The 26,146-nt window shown below is 69.0% G+C and carries 27 protein-coding genes; 18 read left to right on the top strand and 9 right to left on the bottom strand.

The genetic code is table 11. The features are described 5' to 3' along the window. Positions 1-7 precede the first annotated feature (7 nt). The 7 genes from FBR43_RS02575 to FBR43_RS02545 are packed head-to-tail and all read left to right on the top strand — an operon-like array spanning position 8 to position 8,338. Entirely contained in the window at positions 8-538 is a 531-nt protein-coding gene (locus FBR43_RS02575; protein ID WP_136941650.1) for a 2Fe-2S iron-sulfur cluster-binding protein, read from the top strand. After that, positions 535-1,512, top strand: a complete 978-nt coding sequence (locus FBR43_RS02570; RefSeq protein ID WP_136941649.1) for an FAD binding domain-containing protein — start codon at positions 535-537, stop codon at positions 1,510-1,512. Before FBR43_RS02575 ends, FBR43_RS02570 begins: the two co-directional genes overlap by 4 nt. After that, the gene (locus FBR43_RS02565; RefSeq protein ID WP_136941648.1) at positions 1,509-3,731 is read left to right on the top strand and encodes a xanthine dehydrogenase family protein molybdopterin-binding subunit; all 2,223 of its coding nucleotides are present in this window, start codon (positions 1,509-1,511) and stop codon (positions 3,729-3,731) included. The genes FBR43_RS02570 and FBR43_RS02565 overlap by 4 nt, the downstream gene beginning before the upstream one ends. Before the next feature lie 49 nt (positions 3,732-3,780). Beyond that, positions 3,781-5,994, top strand: a complete 2,214-nt coding sequence (locus FBR43_RS02560; protein WP_136941647.1) for a xanthine dehydrogenase family protein molybdopterin-binding subunit — start codon at positions 3,781-3,783, stop codon at positions 5,992-5,994. Continuing rightward, a complete protein-coding gene (locus tag FBR43_RS02555) occupies positions 5,991-6,911 on the top strand; it encodes an XdhC family protein (RefSeq protein WP_136941646.1) in 921 nt (306 codons plus the stop codon). The genes FBR43_RS02560 and FBR43_RS02555 overlap by 4 nt, the downstream gene beginning before the upstream one ends. Next, positions 6,898-7,485 carry a nucleotidyltransferase family protein gene (locus FBR43_RS02550; RefSeq protein WP_136941645.1) on the top strand — a complete coding sequence of 196 codons (588 nt, stop codon included), beginning with the start codon at positions 6,898-6,900 and terminating at the stop codon, positions 7,483-7,485. Before FBR43_RS02555 ends, FBR43_RS02550 begins: the two co-directional genes overlap by 14 nt. Beyond that, positions 7,478-8,338, top strand: coding sequence for a DMT family transporter (locus FBR43_RS02545; protein ID WP_212611871.1), 861 nt, complete (start codon positions 7,478-7,480; stop codon positions 8,336-8,338). Before FBR43_RS02550 ends, FBR43_RS02545 begins: the two co-directional genes overlap by 8 nt. A 76-nt stretch (positions 8,339-8,414) precedes the next feature. Here FBR43_RS02545 and FBR43_RS02540 read toward each other — a convergent pair whose 3' ends face one another. Together FBR43_RS02540 and FBR43_RS02535 are read right to left on the bottom strand one after the other, a co-directional pair. Next, the gene (locus tag FBR43_RS02540) at positions 8,415-8,885 is read right to left on the bottom strand and encodes a hypothetical protein (protein WP_136941644.1); all 471 of its coding nucleotides are present in this window, start codon (positions 8,883-8,885) and stop codon (positions 8,415-8,417) included. 76 nt (positions 8,886-8,961) lie between these two features. Beyond that, positions 8,962-9,594, bottom strand: a complete 633-nt coding sequence (locus tag FBR43_RS02535) for a glutathione S-transferase family protein (protein WP_136941643.1) — start codon at positions 9,592-9,594, stop codon at positions 8,962-8,964. A gap of 92 nt (positions 9,595-9,686) precedes the next feature. On the opposite strand from FBR43_RS02535, the gene FBR43_RS02530 reads away from it, so the two are divergent. The 4 genes from FBR43_RS02530 to FBR43_RS02515 all read left to right on the top strand — a co-directional run bounded on the left by FBR43_RS02530 (position 9,687) and on the right by FBR43_RS02515 (position 12,613). Further along, positions 9,687-10,190 carry a GNAT family N-acetyltransferase gene (locus FBR43_RS02530; RefSeq protein ID WP_136941642.1) on the top strand — a complete coding sequence of 168 codons (504 nt, stop codon included), beginning with the start codon at positions 9,687-9,689 and terminating at the stop codon, positions 10,188-10,190. Between the two features lie 70 nt (positions 10,191-10,260). Then, a complete protein-coding gene (locus tag FBR43_RS02525; protein WP_136941641.1) occupies positions 10,261-10,827 on the top strand; it encodes a DUF1285 domain-containing protein in 567 nt (188 codons plus the stop codon). Further along, positions 10,824-11,420, top strand: a complete 597-nt coding sequence (locus FBR43_RS02520; RefSeq protein ID WP_136941640.1) for a CoA pyrophosphatase — start codon at positions 10,824-10,826, stop codon at positions 11,418-11,420. Before FBR43_RS02525 ends, FBR43_RS02520 begins: the two co-directional genes overlap by 4 nt. Continuing rightward, positions 11,408-12,613, top strand: coding sequence for a CCA tRNA nucleotidyltransferase (locus FBR43_RS02515; RefSeq protein WP_136941639.1), 1,206 nt, complete (start codon positions 11,408-11,410; stop codon positions 12,611-12,613). The genes FBR43_RS02520 and FBR43_RS02515 overlap by 13 nt, the downstream gene beginning before the upstream one ends. Here FBR43_RS02515 and FBR43_RS02510 read toward each other — a convergent pair. Both FBR43_RS02510 and parC read right to left on the bottom strand, forming a co-directional pair. Beyond that, positions 12,577-14,292 (bottom strand): putative bifunctional diguanylate cyclase/phosphodiesterase, encoded by a 1,716-nt coding sequence (locus FBR43_RS02510; RefSeq protein WP_136941638.1) that lies wholly within the window; start codon positions 14,290-14,292, stop codon positions 12,577-12,579. The genes FBR43_RS02515 and FBR43_RS02510 overlap by 37 nt on opposite strands. Positions 14,293-14,383: 91 nt before the next feature. Then, positions 14,384-16,645, bottom strand: a complete 2,262-nt coding sequence (gene parC, locus FBR43_RS02505; RefSeq protein ID WP_136941637.1) for a DNA topoisomerase IV subunit A — start codon at positions 16,643-16,645, stop codon at positions 14,384-14,386. Between the two features lie 143 nt (positions 16,646-16,788). Between parC and yajC the strand changes: the two genes are divergently transcribed. Genes yajC through FBR43_RS02485 form a run of 4 tightly spaced genes read left to right on the top strand, consistent with a single transcriptional unit; the run spans position 16,789 to position 20,056 of the window. After that, positions 16,789-17,124 carry a preprotein translocase subunit YajC gene (gene yajC, locus FBR43_RS02500; RefSeq protein WP_136941803.1) on the top strand — a complete coding sequence of 112 codons (336 nt, stop codon included), beginning with the start codon at positions 16,789-16,791 and terminating at the stop codon, positions 17,122-17,124. Continuing rightward, positions 17,124-18,713 (top strand): protein translocase subunit SecD, encoded by a 1,590-nt coding sequence (gene secD / locus FBR43_RS02495; protein WP_136941636.1) that lies wholly within the window; start codon positions 17,124-17,126, stop codon positions 18,711-18,713. Before yajC ends, secD begins: the two co-directional genes overlap by 1 nt. Then, positions 18,713-19,678 (top strand): protein translocase subunit SecF, encoded by a 966-nt coding sequence (gene secF / locus FBR43_RS02490; protein WP_136941635.1) that lies wholly within the window; start codon positions 18,713-18,715, stop codon positions 19,676-19,678. Before secD ends, secF begins: the two co-directional genes overlap by 1 nt. 3 nt (positions 19,679-19,681) lie before the next feature. After that, on the top strand, positions 19,682-20,056 hold the full coding sequence (locus tag FBR43_RS02485) for an Mth938-like domain-containing protein (protein WP_136941634.1): 375 nt from the start codon (positions 19,682-19,684) through the stop codon (positions 20,054-20,056). Here the strand turns inward: FBR43_RS02485 and FBR43_RS02480 are convergent. Beyond that, positions 20,041-20,934 carry a DMT family transporter gene (locus tag FBR43_RS02480; protein WP_136941633.1) on the bottom strand — a complete coding sequence of 298 codons (894 nt, stop codon included), beginning with the start codon at positions 20,932-20,934 and terminating at the stop codon, positions 20,041-20,043. The genes FBR43_RS02485 and FBR43_RS02480 overlap by 16 nt on opposite strands. Positions 20,935-21,053: 119 nt before the next feature. After that, positions 21,054-21,398, bottom strand: coding sequence for a DNA-directed RNA polymerase subunit omega (gene rpoZ, locus FBR43_RS02475; RefSeq protein ID WP_136941632.1), 345 nt, complete (start codon positions 21,396-21,398; stop codon positions 21,054-21,056). 125 nt (positions 21,399-21,523) lie between these two features. On the opposite strand from rpoZ, the gene FBR43_RS02470 reads away from it, so the two are divergent. Next, positions 21,524-22,699, top strand: a complete 1,176-nt coding sequence (locus FBR43_RS02470; RefSeq protein ID WP_136941631.1) for a phospholipase D-like domain-containing protein — start codon at positions 21,524-21,526, stop codon at positions 22,697-22,699. Positions 22,700-22,765: 66 nt separating this feature from the next. On the opposite strand, the gene rplT is transcribed toward FBR43_RS02470, so the two are convergent. The 3 genes from rplT to FBR43_RS02455 form a co-directional block, all read right to left on the bottom strand. Beyond that, on the bottom strand, positions 22,766-23,134 hold the full coding sequence (gene rplT / locus FBR43_RS02465; RefSeq protein WP_136941630.1) for a 50S ribosomal protein L20: 369 nt from the start codon (positions 23,132-23,134) through the stop codon (positions 22,766-22,768). A 13-nt stretch (positions 23,135-23,147) separates the two neighbouring features. Then, complete coding sequence (gene rpmI / locus FBR43_RS02460) at positions 23,148-23,351, bottom strand: 50S ribosomal protein L35 (protein ID WP_096343033.1); 204 nt, start codon at positions 23,349-23,351, stop codon at positions 23,148-23,150. Between the two features lie 147 nt (positions 23,352-23,498). Then, complete coding sequence (locus tag FBR43_RS02455; protein WP_136941629.1) at positions 23,499-24,305, bottom strand: inositol monophosphatase family protein; 807 nt, start codon at positions 24,303-24,305, stop codon at positions 23,499-23,501. Between FBR43_RS02455 and FBR43_RS02450 the strand changes: the two genes are divergently transcribed. Continuing rightward, positions 24,283-25,419: a phospholipase A gene (locus FBR43_RS02450; RefSeq protein ID WP_249276413.1), complete on the top strand. Its 1,137-nt coding sequence runs from the start codon at positions 24,283-24,285 to the stop codon at positions 25,417-25,419. The genes FBR43_RS02455 and FBR43_RS02450 overlap by 23 nt on opposite strands. A 101-nt stretch (positions 25,420-25,520) precedes the next feature. Next, positions 25,521-26,069 (top strand): peroxiredoxin, encoded by a 549-nt coding sequence (locus tag FBR43_RS02445; protein ID WP_136941628.1) that lies wholly within the window; start codon positions 25,521-25,523, stop codon positions 26,067-26,069. Positions 26,070-26,146 lie beyond the last annotated feature (77 nt).

The raw sequence follows: 26,146 nt of genomic DNA, 5'->3' as shown, positions 1-26,146 counted from the left end.
GAACCCCATGCATTTCACCATCAACGGCCAGTCCTTCGATGTCGAGCCCGACATCCGCACGTCTCTGCTCGATCTGTTACGCGAGCATGTCGGCCTGACCGGCACCAAGAAGGGGTGCGACCACGGCCAGTGCGGCGCGTGCACCGTGCTCGTCAACGGCCGGCGCATCAACAGCTGCCTGACGCTGGCGGTGATGCACCAGGACGACGAGGTGACGACGATCGAGGGGCTGGGCACGCCCGACGACCTGCATCCGTTGCAGGCGGCGTTCGTGCGGCACGACGGCTTTCAGTGCGGCTATTGCACGCCAGGGCAGATCTGCTCGGCGGTCGGCATGCTCGACGAGGCGGCGAAGGGGTGGCCGAGCCATGTCAGCGAGAGCCTCGACGATGGCGCGCTCACCGACGAGGAAATCCGCGAGCGGATGAGCGGCAATCTGTGCCGCTGCTCGGCCTATCCCAACATCGTCGACGCGATCCGCGAAGTGGCCGACGGCGCGCGCGACGAGCGCCGCGTGGGCGAGGAGGCCGCGGCATGAAGAGCTTCGACTATGCGCGCGCCGACAGCGCCGAGGCCGCCGTTGCCGACGGCGGGAGCGAAGGCACAAAGTTCATCGCCGGCGGCACCAACCTGCTCGATCTGATGAAGTTGCAGGTCGAGACGCCCGCCCGCCTCATCGACATCAGCCGCCTCGATCTCGCCTCGGTCGAGGCGACCGAAGCGGGCGGACTTTCGATCGGCGCACTGGTGCCCAATGCCGATCTGGCGGCGCATGAAGTCGTGCGGCGCGACTATCCGGTGCTGTCGCGCGCGTTGCTCGCGGGCGCATCGGGGCAGCTGCGCAACAAGGCCTCGACCGGCGGCAACCTGCTCCAGCGCACGCGCTGCTACTATTTCTACGACACCACGAGCGCATGCAACAAGCGCGCGCCCGGCAGCGGCTGCGCCGCGATCGGCGGGTTCAACCGGATCATGGCGGTGCTCGGCACATCGGACCAGTGCATCGCCACGCATCCCAGCGACATGGCAGTGGCGATGGCCGCGCTCGAGGCGACCGTGGTGACGCTCAAGGCCGATGGCGACCGCCGGCGCATCGCCCTTGCCGATTTCCACCGCCTGCCCGGCGACACGCCGCATATCGAAACGGTGCTCGAGCCCGGCGAGCTCATCACGCATGTCGAGCTGCCGCCCGCGCCCAAGGGCCGGCAGGTCTATCGCAAGGTGCGCGATCGTGCGTCCTACGCCTTTGCGCTCGTCTCGATCGCCGGCATCGTCGCGGTCGAGGACGGGCGCATCGCGAGCGCCGCACTGGCCTTTGGTGGACTGGCGCACAAGCCGTGGCGCGATCCCGCGGTCGAAGCTGCACTGGTGGGGCACACACCCGGCGACGCCGCGTTCGCCGTCGCCGCCGACGCGCTTCTGGCCGATGCGCGCGGGTTCGGGTCGAACGATTTCAAGATTCCGCTCGCGCGCCGCACGCTGATCGCGACGCTTCGGGAGCTGACGGCATGAGCGATGTCAACAGCCTGACGATGGACAGGCCCGTCGAGGATTCGATCCTGAACCACACGGTGCAGGACGTGCTCGGCAAGCCGATCGACCGAGTGGAAGGTCCGCTCAAGGTGGCGGGCAAGGCGACCTATTCGGCCGAGTTCGGCTTCGATCGGCTGGCGCATGGCTTCCTCGTCCGCGCACCGCAAGGCGCCGGCAGGATCGAGGCGATCGAGGCCGATGCTGCGAAGGCGGTGCCCGGCGTGATCGACGTGATTCATGATTTCGACGGCTTCATTCGCAACGCACAGCAGGGCGGCGAAACCGAAGCGCCCACAATGGGCGTGCGCGAGGTCCATTATGTCGGCCAGCCGGTAGCGATCGTCGTCGCCGAAAGTTTCGAGGCCGCACGCGAGGGCGCGGCGCTGGTGACGGTGCGGATGTCTGCTGGCGACGGCGACTTCGGCATCGAGGGTCGCGAGGACGAGGCCGAGAAGCCCGCCGACGGCATGATCCCCGCGCACAGCGACGCCGGCGATCTCGACAAGGCGATGGCGGACGCCGCCGCGACCGTCGATGCGTTCTGGACGACGCCGTCGCAGAACTCGGCGGCGATAGAGCCGCACGTCTCGATCGCCGAATGGCAGGGCGACCGGCTGACGGTGCACGGCGCCTACCAGATGCTCAGCTCGGATCGCCAGCAGCTTGCCGACGCGCTGGGGCTCGAGGAGGAGCAGGTCCGCATCGTCGCGCGCTATGTCGGCGGCGGCTTCGGCTCGAAGCTCGGCATCGCGCCCGAATGCGTCGCGGCGGCGATCGCGGCGAAGCAGCTTGGCCGTCCGGTCAAGACCGTGATGACGCGCCAGCAGGTGTTCGAGGCGACGGTGCGCCGCTCGGACACGCATCAGCGGCTGCGGCTGGCCGCTGACGGCGACGGCCGGCTGACGGGCATCGGCCACGAGACGATCGTGTCGAACCTCGAAGGCGAGGACTTCTTCGAGCCCGCGGGCCTTGCCACGCATTTCCTCTATGCCGGCGCCAATCGGCGCGTCACGCACGATATCGTGCGCGTCAACCGCACGCTTTCGGGCTCGATGCGTGCGCCCGGCGAAGCGGTGGGCATGCTCGCGCTCGAAAACGCGATGGACGAGCTGGCCGAGGCGCTCGATATCGATCCGGTCGAGCTGCGCCGCATCAACGAGCCCGAGCAGGACCCGTCGAAGGACATCCCCTTCTCGTCGCGCAAGCTGGCCGAATGTCTCGACGAAGGCGCCGCCGCCTTCGGGTGGGAGCAGCGCAACCGAACGCCGGGCGGCCTGCGCGACGGTGACTGGCTGGTGGGCCACGGCGTCGCCGCCTCGGCGCGCAGCAACCTGCTGCAACCCTCGCGTGCCCGCGTTTCGGTGACGCCCGAAGGGCGCGCAATCGTCGAGACCGACATGACCGATATCGGCACCGGCAGCTACACCATCCTCGGCCAGATCGCCGCCGAGATGCTCGGCCTGCCGATCGAGGCGGTCGAGGTACGGCTGGGCGACACCGATTTCCCGCCCGCCGCCGGGTCGGGCGGCTCGTGGGGTGCGGGATCGAGCGGGTCGTCGGTCTATCTGGCATGCGAGGCGTTGCGTGCGAAGATCGCAGCGTCGTTCGATGCCGAGGCCGATGGCCTGACGCTCAAGGACGGCCACGCCATCGCCGGCAACCGCCGCGTGCCGCTGGGCGAACTGGTGGGCGAGGGCATCGAGGCCGAAGGCGCGATCGAGCCGGGCGAAATGGCCGAAAAGGTCAACCAGGCCAGCTACGGCGCGCATTTCTGCGAGGTGCACGTTCATGCCGTCACCGGCGAGGTGCGCGTCAAGCGCTGGACCGGCGTGTTCGCGGCAGGGCGCATCCTCAACGAGAAGACCGCGCGCTCGCAATGCATCGGCGGCATCGTCTTCGGCATCGGCACCGCGCTTACCGAGGAACTGGTGCATGACGAGCGCGACGGCAAATGCGTCAATCGCGATCTCGCCGAATATCACGTCCCCGTGCACGCCGACGTGCCGCATATGGACATACGGTTCCTCGTCGAGCGCGATGCCGCGGCCAATCCGCTGATGGCCAAGGGCATCGGCGAGCTCGGTATCTCGGGCGCGGGCGCGGCGATCGTCAACGCGATCTACAACGCCACCGGAGTGCGCGTGCGCAGCTATCCGGTGACGCTCGACAAGCTGATCGACGGGCTGCCGCCGGTCTGATGGCCAGCGCGCCTTGGTGCATCGCGCGCCAGCCCCTAGATTGGCGCCGATGACCAAGCGCCCCGACCAGCCCGCCGCCACCGCGCGACTCGATGCAAGCGTGCAGGGGCTGATCGGCACCGCGCTCGACCGGATCGACGGGCCTGCCAAGGTGACGGGCACCGCGCGCTACGCGTTCGAGCACCAAGGTGATGCGCCGCCGCTCTATGGCCATATCGTCGGCGCCACCATTGGATGCGGGCGCGTCGAGCAGGTCGATGCGGCGGCAGCACGCGCCGCGCCCGGCGTCGCACTGGTGATCGCCGACGATCCGCGCCTCGTCTCGGACAGTGCCAGCGGGTCGGAGGATGCGCTGCCCGCCTATACGCGCGAGATCGGCTATTTCGGCCAGCCGGTCGCACTCGTGCTCGCCGACACGCCCGAGGCGGCACGCGCGGCGGCGGCCCTGATACGTATAGACTACACGATCGCCGACGGCCGCTTCGATCCACCGGCGCTGCACGATGCGGCCGATCCCGATCCGCCGCGCCCGCTCATCCCCAACCGCAGCATCGGCGATGTCGATGCGGCGATGGCGGGCGCCGCCTTCACCGTCGATGCCGTCTATACCACGCCGCACCACATGCCCGCCGCGATGGAGCCGCATGCCACCACCGCCTGGTGGGAAGGCGACCGGCTGACGGTGCACACCAGCGCGCAGGGCCTGTCGGGCACGCAGCGGATGATCGCGGGGTCGATGGGCGTGCCGCGCGAGCAGGTGCGCATCCTTTCGCCCTTCGTCGGCGGCGGCTTCGGCGGCAAGACCGGCGTGGTCGTCGAGGCGGTGCTGGCCGCGATGGCCGCGCGCGAGACGGGGCGGCGCGTAAAGATTGCGCTGCTGCGCCGGCAGGTCGCGCATCTGGTGCATCGCCGGTCCGAAACGCATCAGCATGTGCGCCTCGCCGCCGATGCCGAGGGGCGGCTGACGGCGATCGCGCAGGAAAGCATCGTCTCGCAGAAGCCCGGGCGCGGCTTCATCGAGCCCGTCGCCTTCGGCTCTCTGTCGCTCTACGCGGCGCCCGCGCGGCGCTTCACGCAGGCGCTGGTGCACGTCGATCTGCCCGCCGCGAGCGCCGTGCGCGCGCCCGGTGAGGCAGTGGGCAGCTTCGGCCTCGAGATCGCGATCGACGAGCTGGCCGAGAAGCTCGGCATCGACCCCATCGAACTGCGGCGCCGCAACGAGCCCGAGAACGACCCGATGTCGGGCAAGCCCTTCTCCTCACGCCAGCTGCTCGCCTGCTACGAAGAAGGCGCGCGCCGCTTCGGCTGGGAGCGTCGGTCGCCGGTGCCCGCCATCCGGCGCGATGGGCGCTGGTGGATCGGGCACGGCATGGCGGCGGCGTTTCGCGGCAACTTCACGGTCGAATCGCGCGCGCGTGTGACGCTCGCGCCCGATGGCCGCGCGACCGTCGAGACCGACATGACCGATATCGGCACCGGCACCTACACCATTCTCGCGCAGGTGGCGGGCGAGATGCTGGGGCTGCCAGCGCGCGACGTCGCCGTCGTGCTTGGCGATTCGGCGCTGCCCGTCAGCGCCGGATCGGGCGGGTCGTTCGGCGCCGGAAGCTCGGGATCGGCCGTGGCGCTCGCCTGCCAGACGATCGTCGAGCGGCTGGCCGAGCGCATGGGCGTCGAGCCCGATGCGATGACGCTGAAGGACGGCCACGCCATCGCCGGCAATCGCCGCGTGCCGCTTGCCGATCTGCTCGGTGGCGAGGCGCTGTCGGTCGAGGGCCATGCCACGCCCGGCGCGCATACGCGCAGCGTCGCGCAGGCAAGCTACGGCGCGCATTTCTGCGAGGTCGCCGTCGATGCCGTGACGGGCGAGGTGCGCGTGCGGCGGATGCTCGGCGTGTTCGATTGCGGCCGCGTGCTCAACCTGAAGACCACGCGCAGCCAGATGATCGGCGGGATGATCTGGGGCATCGGCTATGCGCTGGGCGAGGAAGGCGTGATCGACGCGCGCACCGGCCAGTTCGTCAATCCCGATTTCGGCGAATATCATATCCCCGTCCATGCCGACGTGCCGCATCTCGACGTGCATTTCGTCGGCGAGGCCGATGGCTGGGCGAACGAAGTGGGTGCCAAGGCCGCCGGCGAGCTCGGCATCGCGGGCGCGGGGGCGGCGGTCGCCAACGCCATCTACAATGCCTGTGGCGTGCGCGTGCGCGACATGCCGATCACGCTCGACAAGCTGATCGCCGGATTGCCCGAGGCATGACCGACAACGACGGGGTGATCGAGGCCGCACGCGGCTGGGCCGGCGCGCCGATGGCGCTGGCGACGGTGGTTTCGACTTGGGGATCGGCACCGCGACCGCGCGGCAGCCACGTGCTGGTGCACGCCGATGGGCGCTTCGAGGGGTCGGTATCGGGCGGCTGTGTCGAAGCCGACATCCTCGCCACCGCGGCCGAGGTGATCGGCGGCGCGCCGGCGGTGGTGAAGCATTATGGCGTCGCCGACGCCGCCGCGTGGGAAGTCGGTCTGCCGTGCGGCGGCGAGATCGCGGTGCTGGTCCAGCCCGTCGCGGCGCATGGCTTCGACCCCGAGCTGTTCGATCGCATCGCCGAGGCGCGCGCGGCGGGGCAGGGCATTGCCGTCAATACCGATCTCGACAGCGGCCAGTCCTCGCTGCGCCCGGTCGAGGGTGCCGCCTTCGTCAACCGCTACGATCCGCCGCGCCGGTTGCTGATCGTCGGCGCGGTGCAGATCGCGCAGGCACTCGTCGCGCTCGTGCGCCCGCTCGGTATCGAGCCCGTGGTGATCGACCCGCGCGCGCGCTTCCTCACGCCCGAGCGATTTCCCGACACGCAGCTCGACGATCGCTGGCCCGACGAGGCGATCGCGGCGCTTGCCCCCGGCGGCACCAGCGCAGTGGTGACGCTCAGCCACGACACCAAGATCGACGATCCGGCGCTGATCGCCGCGCTTTCGCATCGCACCGGCTATGTCGCCGCACTCGGCAGCCGCCGCAGCCACGCCGCGCGGCGCGAACGGCTGGCGGCGGCAGGCGTCTCCGACGCCGATCTTGCCCGCATCGATGGTCCGGCAGGCCTTGCCATCGGCGCCGTCGGGCCGGCCGAGATCGCGCTTTCGATCGCTGCGGCGATGGTGAAGGCATTGCGTGATCGCGCCTGAAGCAACCGCGCTGGTGCTGCTCGCGGCGGGCCGCTCGCAGCGCTTCGGCGACCTCGACAAGCTCGACCAGCCCTATCTGGCCGAGCCGCTGGCCTTCCATGTCGTCACCGCGCTCGAAGCGGTGCCCTTCGCCCGACGTATCGCCGTCGTCTCGGGCACGCGCCTCGACTTCGGCGCGCGCGGCTACGAGGTCGTGCGTAACGAGCGTGCGGACGACGGGCAGGGCCACTCGCTGGCGCTGTGCGTCGCGGCGGCGCGCGCGGCCGAAGCATCGGCGGTGCTGGTCGCGCTTGCCGACATGCCGCGCGTCACCGCGACGCACATCTACCGCCTGCTCGATGCCGCCGAGGGCGACGACGCCGTGGTGGCATCGAGCGACGGCGTGCGCCCGATGCCGCCCGCGCTGTTCGGCGCCGGCTGGTTCGACCGGCTCGAAGCGCTCGAAGGCGATGCGGGCGCACGCCGGATCATCGCCGGCGGTCGCCATATCGTCACCAGTCCCGCCGAGCTTGTCGACATCGACACTCCTGCCGATCTCGAAGCCTTGCGCGCCAAGTACGCGCCGCGTGGCTGACGCGCAGCTGCTGGCGATCGCGCTGGGGCTCGCCTCGGCACTGACGCTGGCCTTTGCGAACCTCGCGGTGAAGCTCGGCGGCGACATTCTCGTCGGCCGCGCGATCCTGTCGGGCAGTGCGGCGCTGCTGCTGGCGCCTGCCGCGCTGTTCGTGCCGCTGCCCGATGCCGCGACGTTCGCCGCGCTCGGCTGGGCATGGCCCGCGCATCTCATCTATCAGGCGTGCCTGATTCGCGCGATGCAGCGTGGCGACCTCAGCCTTGTGTTCCCGGTGATGCGCGGCGCGGCGCCGCTGCTCACCGCGATCGGCGGCGCGCTGTTGCTGGGCGAGACGCTGAGCGCGGCGGGCTGGGCGGGAATCGCACTCGCCAGCATCGCGGTGATCGCCTTCGCTTGGCCCGCGGGCGGCGCGTGGCGCGCGCATCCCGACGCGGTGGCGCTCGGCTGGGCGGCGGCGACGGCGATCGGCGTTGCGCTCTACAACGTCGCCGATGCCAATGGCGTGCGCGCCGCGCCATCGCCCTTCACCTACATCGTCTGGCTGTTCCTCATCGACTGGATCGGCGTGACGCTCGCGGCGCTGGCCCTGCGGCGCGGGCGACTGGCGGCGGCGCTCCGCATGCAGTGGCGCAGCGGCCTCGCGGCGGGCGCGCTGTCGATCGCGTCGTTCGGCGCGGCGCTCTACGCCTTCTCGCTGATCGAGGCCGCCAAGGTCGCGGCACTGCGCGAAACCGCCGTGGTCTGGGCCGCATTGTTCGGCGCACGCTTCCTAGGCGAGACGGGCGGGCGGCGGCGTTTGGTGGCGGCGGTGGTGCTGGTGGCGGGGCTGGCGCTGTTGCAGGTTGCTGGGTGACTGGCGTGCCCGCGGACAGCAGCTTTCGCAGAAACGGCTAAGCGGTAGTTGCGCGTGGAAACCGGTTATTTGAGGTTCATCGAAACGCTAGGTAAAAGCCGGCTGCGACCAAAAGCAAAAGGCCTATGCACCCCCATGGCGGAACACGCGTACCGCAGCGATCGCCGTATGGGCCGTGCTTTCGCCAAACGTCTCTCTCGATGACCCAAACGGTCGCGACCAAATCGTTGTTCGTGGAATTTGCATCCGGGTTACGGCCAATCGCCTCCAGATACTGCAACCGCAACAGCCTTAACTCGCCAGCCCTCTCGGGCTCGCCGGTCGGCTCGATGATTACGTGGCGGCCATCGCTGCGAACCCGGTATGGTTCGCCATTCGGGCCATATGCGGCCGGGTAGACGCCATCCGTGACGTCTTCAGCTTCGAGGTGCCGCTCCGCTGCCGCCACGGACGGATAAACCAGCAAAGGTTCATCTGCCTCGATGAAAATAGCGCCGGGCGGGACTTCAACCGAAGCGTAGTCGAAGTCATGTTCACCTTTAGCCACATAGGGTTTTCTTCCAATCAAACCCGATGTCCGCTATTGGGCGATAGCCGACGCTCCGCTCTATTTGTCCACCTCCTCACGCCCCCGCACTCGGCCGTGCCGATGCTGCCTTGTGCCAGCGCAGGATATTCGCCGCGCGTTCGGGCACTACCAGCTTGGCGGCGCGCGCGAAGTCGATCGTTACCAAGGCGGTGATGTCGGCGAAGCTGTAGGCCTCGCCCGCCACCCATTCGTTCGATGCGAGCTGCTCGTCGAGCGTGTCGACGAAGCCCGTCCACATCACCAGCGCGCGCGTTGCGAGCTCGGGGATCTGCGCGACGGGCGGCCATTTGCCCGGCAGCCCGCGATCCTTGAAGGCCGGGCCGGCATTGCGCAGCGCGTAGCCGGCGGCAGCATAGCCATCGCCCTCGATGCGCCGTGTCCACGCCTCGATCCGGCCGATCGCGATCGGCGTCGCGCCGAACAGGCTCGGCTCGGGATGCAGCGCCTCGAGATAGCGGCAGATCGCCGCCGATTCGCACAGCACCTCGCCATCGTCGAGCTCGAGCGCGGGCACGCAGCCGCGCGCGTTGACGCGCAGATACTCGGGCGCGAGATTGGCGCCCGCGCGCAGATCGACCGCGACGCAATCGATATCGAGGCCCTTCTCGGCAAGGAACATCCGCACGCGGCGCGGGCTGGGCGCCCAGGGCGAATCGTACAGGCGCATCGTCGGCTCCCCTTCACACCATCATTGCCGTTGGGCGTGGGCGACCGTAAAGCGCGCCGCCGCCGCGCACCAGCGGCGCTTGAGGATTCGGCATGTTTGCACTCGTTCCGATCGATCGCGTGGCGCCCGCCGCCGTCGAGTCGCTGCTCGATGCGGCGTTCGGTGCCGATCGCCATGCGCGCACCGCCTATCGGTTGCGCGACGGCGCAGCGCCGATCGCCGCGATAAGTCTGGCGGCGGTGGAAGGCGACCTGCTCGTCGGCAGCATCCAATGCTGGCCGCTGCGCTTCGAGGCCGATGCCGGCGGCAGCGTGCCGATGGTGCTCGTGGGGCCGATCGCCGTATCGCCCGCGCGGCAGGACATCGGCATCGGCCGCGCACTCACCCGCGCCGCGATCGCCGCCGCGCGCGATCAGGCCGTGCCGGGGGGCGACGCGCTGATGCTGATCGGCGATCCCGATTATTACGGCCGCTTCTTCGGCTTCACTGCCGGGCGTACCGCGGGCTGGCGGCTGCCCGGCCCGTTCGAGCCGCACCGGCTGCTGGCGCTCGGCAGCGGCGTGCCCGGCGGCGCGGGCGCGGTGCGCCCCGGCTGATCGCATCGGGGCAGCACCGCCTTCTGGCTGCTTGCCAACTGCCTTGCTCGCGCTCTAACGGCCGGGGGCCATGCCGATGCCCCCGCCCCTTGACCTGTCGAGCCTGTCGCTCGGCGACATCGCCCGGCTTGCCGAAGAGAACAGGCTGCCTCCCGTCGATCGCTGGAATCCCGATCATTGCGGCGACAGCGGCATGCGCATCTCGCGCGACGGCACCTGGTTCCACGAAGGCGCGCCGATCGGCCGGCAGGAGATGGTGCGGCTGTTCTCCACCATCCTGCGCCGCGAGCCCGATGGCAGCCATGTGCTGGTTACGCCGGTCGAGAAGCTCGACATCGCGGTCGAGGATGCCGCCTTCGTCGCGGTCGAGATGAAGGCCGAGGGTGCCGGCGAGGCGATGCGCATCGCCTTTCGCCTCAACACCGGCGATCTGGTGAGCGCGGGGCCCGACAATGCGCTGCGCTTCGAGGCGGGCGAAGACGGGCCGCGCCCCTATCTGCACGTCCGCGGCGGGCTCGAGGCGCTGGTCGCGCGGTCGGTTTATTACGAGCTCGCGCAGCTCGCGCTCGACAACGGCTCGCAACCGCCGGGCATCTGGAGCAACGGCGCGTTCTTCGCGATCGAGCCGGCGGCGTGAGGCTGGCCGATCGGCTGCGTCACGCGCTCGATCGTCCGCTCGACCCAGCCATGCCGTTGCTGCCGGGCGATTTCGCTGCCGATGACGCGCCCGTGCGCGCGTCCGCCGCGGCGGTGCTGATCGCCGTCACCGATCGCGCCGAGCCGGGGGTCATCCTCACCCAGCGCACCGATACGCTCGCGAACCATGCGGGCCAGGTGGCGCTGCCCGGCGGCCGTGTCGATGCCGGCGATGCCGATGCCGTCGCCGCCGCGCTGCGCGAGGCCGAGGAGGAGATCGCCCTGCCGCGCAGTGCAGTCGAGGTCGTTGGCGTAGCCGACGGCTATCGCACCGTCACCGGCTTCGCGGTGACGCCGGTGCTCGGCGTCGTGCCGCCCGACCTGATGCTGGTGCCCGAGCCGGGCGAGGTGCAGGCGATCTTCGAAGTGCCGCTGGCGCATCTGCTCGACGAGCGCAATTTCACGCACCAGCGCATCGAATGGCAGGGGCGGATGCGCGACTATCGCGAGATGCACTGGGAGCGTCACCGCATCTGGGGTGCGACTGCCGCGATGCTCATCAACCTGTCGCGACGGTTGCGATGGGCGACCTGACGCTCGCCGGCGCGCTCTGGCACATGCGCGAGGGGTTCGATCTGCTCGTCCGCGCGCTCGGCGGCGATGGCGAGGCGCGGCTGGTGGGCGGCGCGGTGCGCGACACGCTGCTCGGCCTGCCCGTCGTCGATCTCGATCTGGCGACGGTCCATGCTCCCGAATCGGTCGTCGAGCGCGTGCGCGAGGCGGGGTTCAAGGCGGTGCCGACGGGGATGGCGCACGGCACGATCACCGCCGTGCTGCCCTCGGGCCCGGTCGAGGTGACGACACTGCGCCGTGACGTTTCGACCGACGGGCGCCACGCCACTGTCGCGTTCACCGATGACTGGCGCGCTGATGCCGGGCGCCGCGATTTCACTATCAACGCACTCTATGCCGAGCCGTCGAGCGGCAGGCTGCACGACTGGTTCGGCGGGCTCGACGATCTTGCCGCACGGCGCGTCCGCTTCATCGGCGATCCGCTGGTGCGCATCGCCGAGGATCATCTGCGCATCCTGCGCTTCTTCCGCTTCCTCGCGCGGTTCGGCGACACGCCCGATGTTGATGGTCTGGCGGCCTGCACCGCGCGTGCGCGCGACCTGATGGCGCTGTCGCGCGAGCGCATCGCCGACGAACTGCGCAAGCTGCTCGTCGCGCGCGATGCGCCGCGCATCGTGGCACTCATGCACGCGCACGGCATCTTCGCGCCGGTGCTTCCCGAGATCGACGATGCGGGGGTCGCGCGGCTGGCGGCGCTCGCCGCGCGTGAGGCGGCCGCCGGCATCGCTCCCGATGCGATGCGGCGGCTGGCAGCGCTGCTACCCGCCGATGCCGCGATCAACGAAGCGGTAGGCGCGCGGCTCAAGCTTTCGAACAGCGAGCGCAAGCGGCTGGCGAGCGCGATCCAGCCGCCGGCAAGCGAAGGCGCCGCGGCGCTCGCCTATCGCATCGGTATCGAGGGCGCGATCGACCGGCTGCTGCTCGCGGGCGGCGATCCGGCCGTGCTCGCGGGCTTCGTCGTGCCGCGCCTCGACATCGGCGGCGGCATGCTGGTGGAGAAGGGCGTCCGGCGCGGACCCGACGTGGCACGGCTGCTGCGGCGCATCGAAGACCAGTGGATCGCCGAGGGCTTTCCCGATCGCGCGCGTCAGGCCGAGATCGCCGACGCGCTCGTCGCTCACTGGTTGAACGAAGAGAGCAGTCGCAGCGCCTGATCGCCGGGCAGCGGCCGCGCGTAGAGAAAGCCCTGGCCGTAATTGCACCCGAGCGCCGCCAGCGTCTGCGCCAGCTCGTTGGTCTCGATGCCTTCGGCGGTGGTCTGCATGCCGAGCGCCTGCGCCAGGCTCAGGATCGCGCGGACGATCGCCACCTTGTCGCGATCGGCGAGCATGCCCGAGACGAAGCTGCGATCGATCTTGAGCGTGTCGATGGGTAGTTTCTGGAGATAGGCGAGGTTCGAATAGCCCGTTCCGAAATCGTCCATGGCCAGCCGCGTGCCCAGGTCCTTGAGCGCACGAATGGTGTGCGTCACGCGATCGGGATCGGCGACGATCGCGCTTTCGGTCAGTTCGATCGTCAGGCGGCGGCCATTGACGCCGTGCGCGTCGAGCGCATCGCGCACCATCGTCGCCACCTGGTCGCGCTGCAACTGAATCGCCGAGAGGTTGACCGCCACGCTGACGCCGCAATCGCCGCCGCTGGCCGCGTCCCATGCCGCAAGCTCGCGCATGGCCTCGTGCATCGCCCAGCGACCGAGCGGCACGATCAGCCCCGATTCCTCGGCGACCGGAATGAACTCGCAGGGCGACAGCGCGACACCGCGTTCGGTCGTCCAGCGTGTCAGCGCTTCGAACGCGACGATCCGCCCCGAAGCGAGGTCGCAGATCGGCTGGTAGCTGAGCGTCAGCGCGCCGCCGTCGATCGCGCGGCGCAATTCGGTTTCGACCGAGAATTGCTGGCGGGCGAGGTCGAACGCGCGGGTCTGATAGACTTCGGTGCGTCCCGATTTCTTCGATCGCTTGACCGCGAACTGGGCGTGCCGAACGATCTCCTCGGCATCGCTGCCACCATCGGCACCGAGCGCGATGCCGATCGAGCAGGATACACGGATTTCGAAGTCCGAAAGGCGAAACGGCGTGGCGAGCGAAGCTTCGATCCGTTTGGCGACCTCGAGCGCTTCCGCCGGGCCATCGTCGATCGTCATCAGGATGGCGAACTCGTCGCCGCCCGTCCTCGCGATTACGTCCCTGCCGCGCAGTGCGCCCTTCATGCGCCGCGCGACCGAGATCAGCAGCTCGTCGCCCGCAAGGCCGCCCATACAGGCATTGACGCGGCTGAAACGGTCGAGGTTGAGCGCCAGCACCGCATAATGGTCGCGCGACCGGCTCTGGATCGCGGCTTCGAGCTGATCGGTGAAGCCGGCGCGGTTGGGCAGCCCGGTGAGGCTGTCGGTCATCATCTCGCGACGCAGGCTGTGCTGGGTACGCAGTTCCGACGTATGGTCGACTAGCGTGACAAGGCAGCGCTGGACCGGTTGGTCGAGCGTGCGCCGCCCCAGTTTGACGCGAAAGTATCGGCAGTCGACGCTGTCGCCGAACTGCCAGTCGAACTCGACATGGCGCTCGTCACCATCGAAGAAGCCGAAGATGCGATTGGCGAGCAGCTTCACCAGCGGCGATTGCTGCGCGGTCACGCCAAGCCCGGCACGGCGGAAGGCGGGATTGATGCCCTCGAACTGGAGGCCGTCGGCATGGCGTACCAGCAGTGCTGCGGGAATCGGCAGCAGATCGAGGAACAGGCTGCTCACCTGCGGGCCGAAACTGTGCACGCAAGTCCGCGTCGTATCCGAAGCGGAGGGGGTAGTGCCTTCGGCGTGGCCAGCAAGCGATGCCATGCGATAGGCGCTATAGCCGAATGGTTAAGACCGCCTGAAGATGCGTGCTATGTCACCGAAATCGCGCGCCTCGGCGCAGCTGAAATCCGTCCTACCCAAAGCGGTTGTCGCGCGGGAAGCCGGTGGGGGGCATCCGCCCTGCCGCCCCACGCGCGGCGCGCCAGGGCGACATGTCGGCCTCGGTGCGCGTGCGCCCCTGCTCGCCGCCCATCGTCCACGAAAGACCATCGGCCATGCGGAAGCTGCGCGCATCGGCAAGGCCACCGTCACGATAGCGTTGCAACTGCACACCCTGTCCGCGCGAAAGCTCGGCCACCTCGGATAGCGGGAACACCACCAGCTTGCGGTTGTCGCCGATCGCCGCGATATAATCGTCGTCCTCGGCAATCGGCCGCACCAGCCGCAGCGTGGCGCCGGTACGCGGGTTGACCACCTGCCGTCCTTTCCGCGTCTCGGCGATCACGTCGCCCACGCGCACCACGAAGCCGCGCCCGTCGCTCGCCGCCACCAGCAGGCGCCGGTCGGGCGGCGGCGCCTTCATCAGCGTGACGATGCCGCCATCGCCCTCCAGATCGACCATCGTGCCCAGCGGCTCGCCGAAGCCGCGCGCGCCCGGCAGCTTGTCGGCGCCGATGGTGTAGAAGCGGCCGCCCGCCACGGCGAGGATGATTTTGTCGGTGGTATGCGCATGAAAGGCGAAGCGCGGACCGTCGCCCTCGCGGAACTTCGCGGCATCGGTCGCAGCGAGATCGACATGCCCCTTCATCGCGCGGATCCAGCCGCGCTGCGAGGCGATGACGGTGATCGGCTCGCGCTCGATCATCGCCTCGAGCGGGATGTCGCGCGCGGGTGCTGCTTCCTCGATCAGCGTGCGCCGCGCGCCGAGCGCCGTCTCGGGGCCGTAGCGATCGCGCAGCTTGCCCAGGTCGCGCTTCAGCCGCGTACGCTGCCGCGCTTCGGAGCCGAGCAGCGCTTGCAACTCGGCCTGCTCCTTGCTGAGCGCATCGCGTTCGCGGCGCAGCTCCATCTCCTCGAGCTTGCGCAGCGATCGCAGCCGCATGTTGAGGATCGCCTCGGCCTGCCGATCGGTCAGCGCGAATTCGGCGATCAGCACGGGCTTGGGCTCGTCCTCGGCGCGGATGATCGCGATCACGCGGTCAAGGTTGAGATAGGCGACGATATAGCCGTTGAGCAGTTCGATCCGGTCGGCGATCTTGCCGAGCCGATGCTCGCTGCGGCGGCGCAGGACGACGAATTGGTGGTCGACCCACGCCTTCAGCGCCTCGCGCAGGCTCATCACGCGCGGCGTGCGCGTGTGGTCGAGCACGTTGAGGTTCAGCGGCACGCGCGTTTCGAGATCGGTGAGGCGGAACAGCCCGTCCATCAGCGTCTGCGCATCGACGGTGCGGCTGCGCGGTTCGAGCACGATGCGGATATCGGCGTCCGATTCGTCGCGCACATCGGCCAGAATCGGGAACTTGCGGTCGTTGATGAGCGCGGCGATCTGCTCGATCAGCTTGCCCTTCTGTACGCCGTACGGAATCTGGTCGATCACTGCCGACCAGCCGCCGCCCTTCTCGCGCTCGATCCGCCACAGGGCGCGCACGCGAAATCCTCCACGCCCGGTGGCATAGGCCTCGGCGATCGCGGTGGGCGGATCGACGACGATGCCGCCGGTGGGAAAGTCCGGCCCCTGCACATGCGCAAGCACCGCCGCATCGTCTGCCTCCGGCCGGTCGATCAGCATGATCGCCGCGTCGATGAGCTCGGCGGCATTGTGCGGCGGGATGCTGGTGGCCATGCCCACCGCGATGCCACTGGCGCCGTTGGCGAGCAGATTGGGGAACAGTCCCGGAAACAGCTCGGGCTCCTGCTCCTCGCCGTTATAGGTGGGGCGGAACTCGACCGCGTCCTCGTCGAGCCCGGCCATCAGGTCGATCGCGACCTGTGTTAGCCGGGCTTCGGTGTAGCGATAGGCAGCGGCGTTATCGCCGTCGATATTGCCGAAATTGCCCTGCCCGTCGACCAGCGGGTAGCGCAGCGCGAAGGTCTGCGCGAGCCGCACCATGGCGTCATAGACCGACTGGTCGCCATGCGGATGATATTTGCCGATCACATCGCCGACGACGCGCGCGCATTTCTTGTAGCCGCTGGCGGGATCGAGCCGCAGCAGCCGCATCGCCCAGAGCAGCCGGCGATGCACCGGCTTCAGCCCGTCGCGCACGTCGGGCAGCGACCGCGCGGTTATGGTGGAAAGCGCATAGACGAGATACCGCTCGCTCAGCGCACTGTCGAACGGCGCGTCGACAATCGCATCGAAGGGATCGGGCGGATCGGTCAGGTCGGTGGCCATTGCCCCAGCGATAGCAAGCGCCGCGCGCGGTGGCGAGACTGCGGGCGCCGTTCGCGCCAGTTGCCACCGCGCGGCGTGCATGATAGCGCGCGCCGCTTGAACGGGGCGCTTCGTCCCCTCCGCATGCAGGCGTGAACCCTCCCATGTTCCTTTCCACCGCACATGCCCAGACGGCGGGCGCAGGCGATCCCGGCATTGCCGGCCAGATCATTGGCATCGCGCCGCTGCTCCTCATCTTCGTCGCTTTCTATTTCCTGATGATCCGCCCGCAGCAGCGCCGCATGAAGGCGCTGGCCGCGGCGATCGGCGCGACCAAGAAGGGCGATACCGTCGTCACCGCCGGCGGCCTCGTCGGCAAGGTGACCAAGGTCGAGGACCGGCATCTCGAAGTCGAGATTGCGCAGAATGTCCGCGTCCGTGTGGTCAAGGCGACGATCGCCGAAGTGACGCCGCTCGGCGGCAAGCCCGCGAACGACTGATGCTCGACTTTCCGCGCTGGAAATACTGGGCGACCTGGGCGACGGTCATTCTGGGCGTGCTGGTGGCGCTGCCGTCGCTGCTGCCGCCGGCGGCGACGCAGATGCTGCCGGGCTTCATCCGCGACACCAAGGTCAATCTGGGTCTCGACTTGGCGGGCGGCAGCTACATCCTGCTCGAAGCCGATGTGAACGACGTCGCAACGCAGCGGCTCGAGACGATGCGCGACAGCGTGCTCGCCGAAATGCGCCGCAGCCCCCGCATCCAGATCGGCGACATCTCGACGCGCGACGGGCGCGTCAGCTTCATGGTGCGCGACGTCCAGCAGGTCGATGCGGTGCGCGAGCGGCTGCTGCCGATGACCGCGGGCGCCGGCCTTACCGGCCAGCGCGACTGGAACATCGAGGTGCGCGATTCGAGCCGCTTCGTGCTCACCCCCACGCAGGCGGGGCTGGCGCAGGCGACCGAGCAGGCGATGGTCGACGCGACCGAAGTGGTGCGCCGCCGCGTCGACGAGCTCGGCACGCGCGAGCCGACGATCATCCGCCAGGGCACCAACCGCATCGTCGTGCAGGTGCCGGGCCTGCAGGACCCGCAGCAGTTGAAGGCGCTGCTCGGCCGCACCGCCGTGCTCGAGTTCAAGCTGGTCGACACGCGTGCCGATCCGCAGGCGATCGCACGCGGGCAGGCGCCGATCGGCAGCGAGATCCTGCCCTATCCCTCGGCGGGCGCGCCGATCGCGGTGCAGCGCTCGACGATCATCTCGGGCGACCAGATCGCCGATGCGCGGCAGGAATATGACCCGCAGACGGGCGCGCCGATCGTCGGCATCCGCTTCAACGCCGAGGGCGGCCGCCGCTTCGCGCGCACGACGCAGGAGAATGTCGGGCGGCCCTTCGCCATCATCGTCGATGATACCGTCATCTCGGCGCCCAACATCAACGAGCAGATCCTGGGCGGCGCCGCGAGCATCTCGGGCGGCTTCACCGTCGAAAGCGCCAACGAACTGGCGATCGCGCTCAGGTCGGGCAAGCTGCCCGTCGATCTCGCGGTGATCGAGGAATCGACGATCAGTCCCGAGCTCGGCGCCGATTCGATCGAGCGCGGCATCGTCGCGGGCATCGTCGGCACGCTCGCCGTCGTGATCCTCATCCTGCTCGCCTATCTGCGCTTCGGCATCTACGCCAATATCGCGCTGGTCGTGAACGTGTTCATGATTATCGGCGTGATGGCGCTGTTCAACGCCACGCTGACGCTGCCGGGCATCGCCGGCTTCGTGCTCACCATCGGCGCCGCGGTCGACGCCAACGTGCTCATCAACGAGCGCATCCGCGAGGAGCAGCGCAAGGGCCGCACGGTCAACGCCGCGATCGAGTTCGGCTACAAGGAAGCGAGCCGCGCGATCTTCGACGCCAACCTCACCAACGTGATCGCCGCGGTCATCATGTTCATCTTTGGCGCGGGGCCCGTGCGCGGGTTCGCCGTGGTGCTGACGATCGGCATCGTCACTTCGGTGTTCACCGCCGTCACTTTCACGCGCCTGATGGTGTCGGACTGGCTCAAGAAGCGGCCCAAGGAACTGGTGATCTGATGCGTCCGCTCAAACTCGTCCCCGACAACGTCAATATCGACTGGCTGCGCTGGCGCCACTGGGCGACCGCACTGTCGGTGGCGATGGTGATCGCGTCGATCGCGCTGCTTGCGGTAAAAGGCCTCAATTTCGGCATCGATTTCGTCGGCGGGCAGGTCGTGCGCGTCAGCTTCGAGCAGGCGCCCGAGGTCGACGAGCTGCGCGCCCGCGTCGATACGCTGGGCCTCGGCGAATCGACGATCCAGCAGTTCGGCAGCCCGCGCGACATCGCCATCCGCCTGCCGGTGCCCGAAGGCGCCGACAACGCCGCCAGCCAGTCGGCCACGCGGCTGCGCCAGCTGATCGAGACCAACTATCCCGGCGCCAGCGTCGGCTCGGTCGAGGCGGTGTCGGGCAAGGTGTCGGGCGAGCTGTTCCAGAAGGGCGCGCTCGCGCTCGGCTTCGCGATGATCGCGATCGCCATCTATATTTGGTTCCGGTTCGAATGGCAGTTCGGCGTCGGCGCGCTGCTGGCGCTCGCGCAGGACATGCTGGTGACATTGGGGTTCTTCGCGCTCACCCAGCTCGAGTTCAACCTCAACACCATTGCCGCGCTGCTCACGATCATCGGCTATTCGCTCAACGACAAGATCGTCATCTTCGATCGCGTACGCGAGAATCTGCGCAAATACCGCAAGATGGAGATCGTCGAGCTGCTCAACCTCTCGATCAACGAAACGCTGGCGCGCACCGTGATGACCTCGCTGTCGCTCATCCTCGCGCTGGCGGCGCTGGTGTTCCTGGGCCCCGACGTGATCTTCGGCTTCTCGCTGGCGATGCTGCTCGGCATCGGTATCGGCACCTATTCGTCGATGTTCGTCGGCAACGGCGTGCTCATCCAGTTCAAGGTGGGGCCCGAGAGCTTCGCCAAGAAGGATGTCGGCCCCGCCGGCGCCGAGCGTACCGCCCCGCGCGAGCGCCGCTGACGCGTGGAGATCAAGCGCGATCCGAGCGGCGAGGGGCCGCGGATCAGCGGCATCGTCGGGCGCGGCTTCCGCGTCGATGACGGCGTGTACGAAGGGCTGGCGATCACGCCCGAGCGCGCGCAGGGCTGGGCACCGCCGCCGCTCGACGCGCTGACGATCGACGATCTGGCGCCGCTCTTGGACGGCGCGACGCTTCCCGAGTTCGTCATCCTCGGCACCGGCAGCCGCATGGCTCGCCCCCCGCGCACGCTGGTCGCCGCGCTCGAGGCGAGGGGCGTCGGCATCGAGCCGATGGACAGCCGCGCCGCCGCGCGCGCATGGGGCGTGCTGCGCGCCGAGCTGCGCAACGTCGCCGCCGCGCTCTACCCGCTCGACTGAACCGCGCGCAGCCGCGCGAGCCGGTGCTCGCGGAAGGCGATGTAGAGGCCGCTGGCGATGATGATCGGCGCGCCCACCCAGGTGGCATCGCTCGGCAGCGTGCCGAACAGCAGCCAGCCCCAGAGACTTGCCCACACCAGGCTCGAATAATCCATCGGCGCCGCGACCGAGACCGGCGCGTAGCGCAGCGCCGCCGTCAGCGCGATCTGGCCGGCGCCGCCGAACAGCCCGATGCCGCCCAGTACCGCCCAGGTCGCGGCGTCATGCGGTTGCAGCCGGAAGGCATAGAGTGCGCCTAGCGGCAGCATCGACAAGGCCGAGAACCAGAACACCGTGGTGCCCGCGCTTTCGGTCCGTCCGATCTGGCGCAGCAGGATCGATATCACCGCGATGAGGAAACCCGATGCCAGCCCCACCGCCGCGCCGGCGAGCGGGATGGCGCCGCTGCCGGGCTGCGCGACGATGACGATGCCGACGAAGCCCGCCAGCACCGCGCCCCAGCGATGCACGCCCGTCGGCTCGCGCAACACCAGCGCGCCGAGCAGCGTGGCGAAGATCGGGGCGGTGAACTGCAACGTCGTCGCCTCGGCGAGCGGCAGCAGCATCAGCGCGGCGAAGGTGGCGGTCATGCCGATCAGGCCCATCGCGGTACGGCCGACATGCGCGCCGAAACGCTGCGTGCGGATCGTGCCGACGCCAGCGCCCAGCGCCAGCCAGCCGAGCACCACGGGGATCGCACAGGCCTGCCGCCAGAACATCGTCTCGACCAGCGATGCGCCGCGCGTCTCGGCGAGCTTGACCAGCGCCCCCATGCTGGCAAGCAGCAATACGGCCACCAGCCGCAGCACCAGGCCGGTCATGATGCGGTCGGTCGGCATCGCTCGGGCCTAGGGATGGGGCGGAGGCGTGGCAAGCGCTGCACGTGCGAAGGGCGGACCATCGCTGGCCCGCCCCGCATCGTTTTGCGCCCGCATTGTCTCGTCAATGTCGAAGGCGATCAGCCCTCGTAGTCGGCGCCCAGATTCTGGTTGCGCGGCGGTGCTGCAGCCGTGAGGCGCAGCGCCTCGGCCGATGCCGAGAGCGAACCGATCTCGTCGGGCGCTTCCTCGTCGTCGATCTGCACGCGCTGGAGGCTGCTGACCGCGGCTTCCTGCAGATGATCGGGGCGCACCGTCTCCTCGGCGATCTCGCGCAGCGCGACCACGGGATTCTTGTCACGGTCGCGCTCGAGCGTCAGCTCGGCACCACCCGAAATCTGCCGCGCGCGCTGGGCCGCGAGCAGCACCAGGTCGAACCGGTTCGGGATCTTGTCGACGCAATCCTCGACTGTGACGCGCGCCATCAACGCTTCCTTTGCAACACGAATAGATCGGAGAGGGTGCGCAACTAGGCCGCACGCCTGCCAGAGTCAAGGAAAAGCGCCTTTTTGCGGTTGCCCCTTGGGCCACGCGACCGCATGAGGCGGGCATGGCAGAGCCGCCCGAACAACCCCGTTTCGTGGTGGCGGGCAACGCGCTGACGCTGCTCGACACCGGCCGACGACGCCTGCGCGCGTTGATCGAGCTGATCGACGGTGCCGAGCGCTCGCTCCGGCTGCTCTATTACATCTACGAGGACGATGCCGCCGGGCGCACGGTGGGCGATGCGCTGGTGCGCGCGGCAGCACGCGGCGTGGTGGTGTCGCTGATCGTCGACGGACTCGGCAGCGAGGCGGCTGCGCGCGGCGGCTTCTTCGATCGGCTGGGCGAGCAGGGCGTGCGCATCTGCCGCTTCGTGCCGCGCTTCGGGCGCAAATATCTGTTGCGCAACCATCAGAAGCTGGCGCTGGCCGACGAGGTGCGCGTCATCATCGGCGGCTTCAATATCAAGGCCGATTACTTCGGCACGCCGGGTGAGGATGGCGAAGCGTGGCGCGATCTGGGGCTGCTCGTCGAGGGGCCGGCGGCGGCGCGGCTGGCGGGCTATTACGACGCGCTCGAACGGTGGACGCGCCGGCCCAAGGCGAGGGTGCGCGCGCTCAACCGGCTGCTGCGCAGCTGGAGCGAGCATGAGGGCAGGGTGCGCTGGCTGCTCGGCGGACCCACGCGCCGGCTGTCGCCCTGGGCGCGCGTCGTGCGCTACGAATTAAAGCGCGCACGCGACGTCGGCCTCATCGCCGCCTATTTCGCCCCCGGCCCGGCGATGCTGCGGCGCTTGAGCCGTGCGGCACGGCGCGGCGGGCGCGTGCGCATCGTGCTGCCTTCGATCACCGACAACTATATGTCGATCTGGGCGGCGCGCTTCACCTATGCGGGGCTGCTTCGGCGCGGCGCGGCGATTTACGAGTATCAGCCGACCAAGCTCCACACCAAGCTCGCGGTCATCGACGATGTCGTGCACATCGGCTCGGCCAATTTCGACATGCGCAGCCTGTTTCTCAATCTCGAGATGATGTTGCGCATCGACGATGCGGCGTTCGCCGCGCATGTGCGCGCCTATCTCGATGGCGAGGTCGCCGCTTCGCAGCAGGTGACCGAGGGCGTGCATCGTGCGCGGACGACGCCGTGGCGGCGGATCAGTCAGGCCGCGGCGTATTTCGTGATGGCGGTGCTCGATCCCACGGTGAGCCGCACGCTCCCCTTCTGGGGCGAGCCCGAGAACTGACACGAAAAAGGCGCCGATCCCGCGAAGGGACCGGCGCCTTGTTTTCGCGCGCGAAGCAGCAGTGGCTTACGCCGCCTGCTTCTCCAGCGCCTGCTTGGCCTGTGCGATGATCGCGCCGAAGGCATCGCCCTCATGCATCGCGATGTCGGCCAGCACCTTGCGATCGAGTTCGACGCCCGCGAGCTTCAGCCCGTGCATGAACTGCGAATAGGTCAGGCCCTCGGCGCGCACGCCGGCGTTGATGCGCTGGATCCACAGGCCGCGGAACGTGCGCTTCTTAACCTTGCGGTCGCGATAGGCGTACTGGCCGGCCTTCTCGACCGCCTGCCGCGCGATGCGGATGGTGTTCTTGCGACGGCCATAATAGCCCTTCGCCTGATCCAGAATCCGCTTGTGCTTGGCCTTGGTGGTTACACCACGCTTCACTCGTGCCATCTGTCAGCCCTCCTTACTTCAGGCCGTACGGCGCCCACAGGCGCACGTGACCGGCATCAGCATCGGAAAGCACCGACGTGCCGCGATTCTGACGGATATACTTGGAATTGTGCGAGATCAGGCGGTGGCGCTTGCCGGCCACGCCGTGCTTCACCTTGCCCGTCGCGGTGAATTTGAAGCGCTTCTTCACACCGCTCTTGGTCTTCATCTTGGGCATTTTCGTCTCCTCGAAGTCGACGATCGCGAACCGCCATGGCAGCCCACACTGGCCAGGCCGTTCCTTGAAATGATCGTGGAAGCCGGCGCCGATAGCCGAGCGCGCGCGCAAAGGCAAGATGGGGGTGGGGCAAGATCGGTGGCGGGATCAGTGGTCGTGGGGCACGTCGCGCAGCGCCTCGAGCACGTCGTCGGTGCGCGCGGGATCGCCGATCGCCAGCACATGGCCCTCGCTGGCGGCGGTGAGCGGATCGCCGTTCCAGTCGCACATCCGCCCGCCGGCACCCTCCACCACGGGCACCAGCGCCGCGAAGTCGTGCAGCTTCAGCCCCGATTCGCACACGATGTCGAGATGCCCGCTCGCGAGCAGCCCGTAATTGTAGCAGTCGCCGCCATAGACCGGGCCCTGCGCGGGCGCGCCTTTCGACGCGGCGGCGATCAGCGCCATGTAATGCGCCACGTCGCCCGCCGCGAACAGATGCGGGCTCGTCGTCGCGACGATCGCGCCCTCGACCGCGACGCAGGCGCGCGTGCGGGCAGGCGTGCCGTTGAACAACGTCGGGTGCCCCGCCACGCCCAGCCAGCGTTCGCGCTGCACCGGCTGGTCGATGATGCCGAGCACCGGCCAGCCATCTTCCAGAAGCGCGATCAGCGTGCCGAAGATCGCGCGCCCCACGGTGAAGCTGCGCGTACCGTCGATCGGGTCGAGCACCCATTGCCGGCCGGTGACGCCGGGCTTCTCGCCATATTCCTCGCCGATCACGCCGTCGCCCGAGCGTTCGGCATCGAGCAGCCGGCGCATCGCGGCCTCGGCCTCGCGATCGGCGGCGGTGACGGGCGAGGCGTCGTCCTTCACCTCGGCGCCGTGCTCGCGGCGGAAATAGGGGCGGATCACCGCGCCGGCGGCGGCGGCAAGGCGGTGGGCGAGGGCGATGTCGGCAGCGGATACGGGCATCGGCGCGCTCTATCGTGCCAATGTGCGGCGGTCACGCCTTTGCGCTCGCAACCGTCACATCGCGCTGTCATGGCAGGCGGCGATGCGCCTGATCCTCGCCCTGCCGCCGCTCGCCGCCGCGCTGCCCGCCGCCGCCCAGATCGCGCCGGTGCCGCAAGCGCCAGCCGACGCCAAGGCCGCCGCCGACGGCGTGGTCGTCTATTTCCCCAACGAGAGCGACACGCCGCGTGACGCGCAACCGCCCGCAACGCTGCGCGCGCTCGCCGCCGACGGGACACCGCTCGATCTGGTGCGTGTCGATGCGCCGCCCGGCCCGATCGCGCCCGGCGGCTTCGCGCGTCTCCTGTATCGCCCCGTGACCATCATCGCGGCCGCCACCCCGCCGCCACCCTTGCCTTCCGAAACCGAGACCCTTGCCGCCGCCGGCACCGCCAGCGCCGTGCTCGATCGCTTCGCGCCCTACCGCCCCGTCTATGGCGTGGTGGGCGCGGGTGATTCGGGCGCCAAGCTCCAGGTGAGTTTCGCCTTCCAGCCCTTTGCGCCCGAGAGCGCGCTCGCCGGCCTGCGCTTCGGATACACGCAGACGATGTTCTGGCGCATCGATCTCGATTCGGGGCCGTTCACCGCGACCAACTACAGCCCCGAATTGTGGTTCGAGCAATCGCTGGACGAGCGAACGGTCGGCGCCATCGGCTATGCGCATGATTCGAACGGGCGCGGGCCGGCAGGCTCGATCGACGTCAACCGCATCTACGCGCGCGTCACCCGCCGCTTCGCGCTGGGTGAGGACTGGTACGCCGAAGTGACGCCCCAGGCATGGCTCTATTTCGGCCGGCAGGGCGCCGCCCTCGATCTCGACCGATACTGGGGTTATACCGCGCTTGCCGCCGCCGTCGCGCAGGTCGACGGCATCAAGCTGCAGGCAATAGCGCGCGGCAATCCGGGAACGGGGAAGGGCGCGGTCGAGCTCTTCGCCTCCTATCCGCTCGCGCGGATCGGCGGCGGCCTGGGGTTCTATGGATTCGCACAGGGCTTTACCGGGCAGGGCGAGGCGCTCGACCGCTATCGTGTGCGCGACACACATCTGCGGCTGGGCATCGCGCTTACGCGCTAAATGCGGCACCGTGACTTGGCGGCGGAATCTGCTAGGCTAACGGCCATATTGCCCGGGTATCGCGCAGCGTTCCAAGCGCGGGGGCAAAGGGAGAGAAGCCGATGCGCACCTATGCCGCCATTCCGTTGATCGCCGCGTTCGTTGCGGCAGCACTGCCCGCTTCGGCTGCACTCGCGCCAGGCGCCCGCGCGCCCGATTTCACCGCCCCCGGCGCGATGGCCGGCAAGCCGGTCCGCTTCAGCCTGTCGCAGGCGCTGCGGCGCGGGCCGGTCGTGCTCTATTTCTTTCCCGCCGCCTTTACCTCGGGCTGCAATGCCGAGGCCAAGGCCTTCGCCGATGCGGTGCCGCAGTTCCGCGCGGCGGGCGCGACGGTGATCGGCATGTCGGCCGACGATCAGGCGCAGCTTGAGAAATTCTCGAGCGAGCATTGCGCCGGCAAGTTCGCGGTGGCGAGCGCCACGCCTGCCTTGATGAAGCAATATGATGTGCTGCTCGACCGCCCCAACCTGCCGCGCGCGATGAGTGACCGTACCAGTTACGTCATCGCGCCGAGCGGGCGGATCGCCTATGCGCATTCGGACATGAGCCCCGTGGCGCACGTACGCAACACGCTCGACGCTGTGCGCAAGCTCAAGGCCGGCGCGCAGTAAAATGCGCGGGTAACGCCAAGTCCCGGCAATATCGTAATCTTTCGCAGTCGCGAAAACATCGCTCATTCGTTATTAGT

The organism is Sphingomonas baiyangensis (assembly GCF_005144715.1).
Taxonomy (GTDB): Bacteria; Pseudomonadota; Alphaproteobacteria; order Sphingomonadales; family Sphingomonadaceae; genus Sphingomonas; species Sphingomonas baiyangensis.
This window is presented reverse-complemented; position numbering and strand designations above follow the sequence as displayed.

Bases quoted from the DNA above. Each gene is read 5' to 3' on its own strand.
- FBR43_RS02575 (WP_136941650.1), top strand. From the start codon at position 8: ATGCATTTCACCATCAACGGCCAGTCCTTCGATGTCGAGCCCGACATC.
- FBR43_RS02570 (WP_136941649.1), top strand. From the start codon at position 535: ATGAAGAGCTTCGACTATGCGCGCGCCGACAGCGCCGAGGCCGCCGTT.
- FBR43_RS02565 (WP_136941648.1), top strand. From the start codon at position 1,509: ATGAGCGATGTCAACAGCCTGACGATGGACAGGCCCGTCGAGGATTCG.
- FBR43_RS02560 (WP_136941647.1), top strand. From the start codon at position 3,781: ATGACCAAGCGCCCCGACCAGCCCGCCGCCACCGCGCGACTCGATGCA.
- FBR43_RS02555 (WP_136941646.1), top strand. From the start codon at position 5,991: ATGACCGACAACGACGGGGTGATCGAGGCCGCACGCGGCTGGGCCGGC.
- FBR43_RS02535 (WP_136941643.1), bottom strand. From the start codon at position 9,594: ATGCGCCTGTACGATTCGCCCTGGGCGCCCAGCCCGCGCCGCGTGCGG.
- FBR43_RS02530 (WP_136941642.1), top strand. From the start codon at position 9,687: ATGTTTGCACTCGTTCCGATCGATCGCGTGGCGCCCGCCGCCGTCGAG.
- FBR43_RS02525 (WP_136941641.1), top strand. From the start codon at position 10,261: ATGCCGATGCCCCCGCCCCTTGACCTGTCGAGCCTGTCGCTCGGCGAC.
- FBR43_RS02515 (WP_136941639.1), top strand. From the start codon at position 11,408: ATGGGCGACCTGACGCTCGCCGGCGCGCTCTGGCACATGCGCGAGGGG.
- FBR43_RS02510 (WP_136941638.1), bottom strand. From the start codon at position 14,292: ATGGCATCGCTTGCTGGCCACGCCGAAGGCACTACCCCCTCCGCTTCG.
- parC (WP_136941637.1), bottom strand. From the start codon at position 16,645: ATGGCCACCGACCTGACCGATCCGCCCGATCCCTTCGATGCGATTGTC.
- yajC (WP_136941803.1), top strand. From the start codon at position 16,789: ATGTTCCTTTCCACCGCACATGCCCAGACGGCGGGCGCAGGCGATCCC.
- secD (WP_136941636.1), top strand. From the start codon at position 17,124: ATGCTCGACTTTCCGCGCTGGAAATACTGGGCGACCTGGGCGACGGTC.
- secF (WP_136941635.1), top strand. From the start codon at position 18,713: ATGCGTCCGCTCAAACTCGTCCCCGACAACGTCAATATCGACTGGCTG.
- FBR43_RS02480 (WP_136941633.1), bottom strand. From the start codon at position 20,934: ATGCCGACCGACCGCATCATGACCGGCCTGGTGCTGCGGCTGGTGGCC.
- rpoZ (WP_136941632.1), bottom strand. From the start codon at position 21,398: ATGGCGCGCGTCACAGTCGAGGATTGCGTCGACAAGATCCCGAACCGG.
- FBR43_RS02470 (WP_136941631.1), top strand. From the start codon at position 21,524: ATGGCAGAGCCGCCCGAACAACCCCGTTTCGTGGTGGCGGGCAACGCG.
- rplT (WP_136941630.1), bottom strand. From the start codon at position 23,134: ATGGCACGAGTGAAGCGTGGTGTAACCACCAAGGCCAAGCACAAGCGG.
- rpmI (WP_096343033.1), bottom strand. From the start codon at position 23,351: ATGCCCAAGATGAAGACCAAGAGCGGTGTGAAGAAGCGCTTCAAATTC.
- FBR43_RS02450 (WP_249276413.1), top strand. From the start codon at position 24,283: ATGTCGGCAGCGGATACGGGCATCGGCGCGCTCTATCGTGCCAATGTG.
- FBR43_RS02455 (WP_136941629.1), bottom strand. From the start codon at position 24,305: ATGCCCGTATCCGCTGCCGACATCGCCCTCGCCCACCGCCTTGCCGCC.
- FBR43_RS02445 (WP_136941628.1), top strand. From the start codon at position 25,521: ATGCGCACCTATGCCGCCATTCCGTTGATCGCCGCGTTCGTTGCGGCA.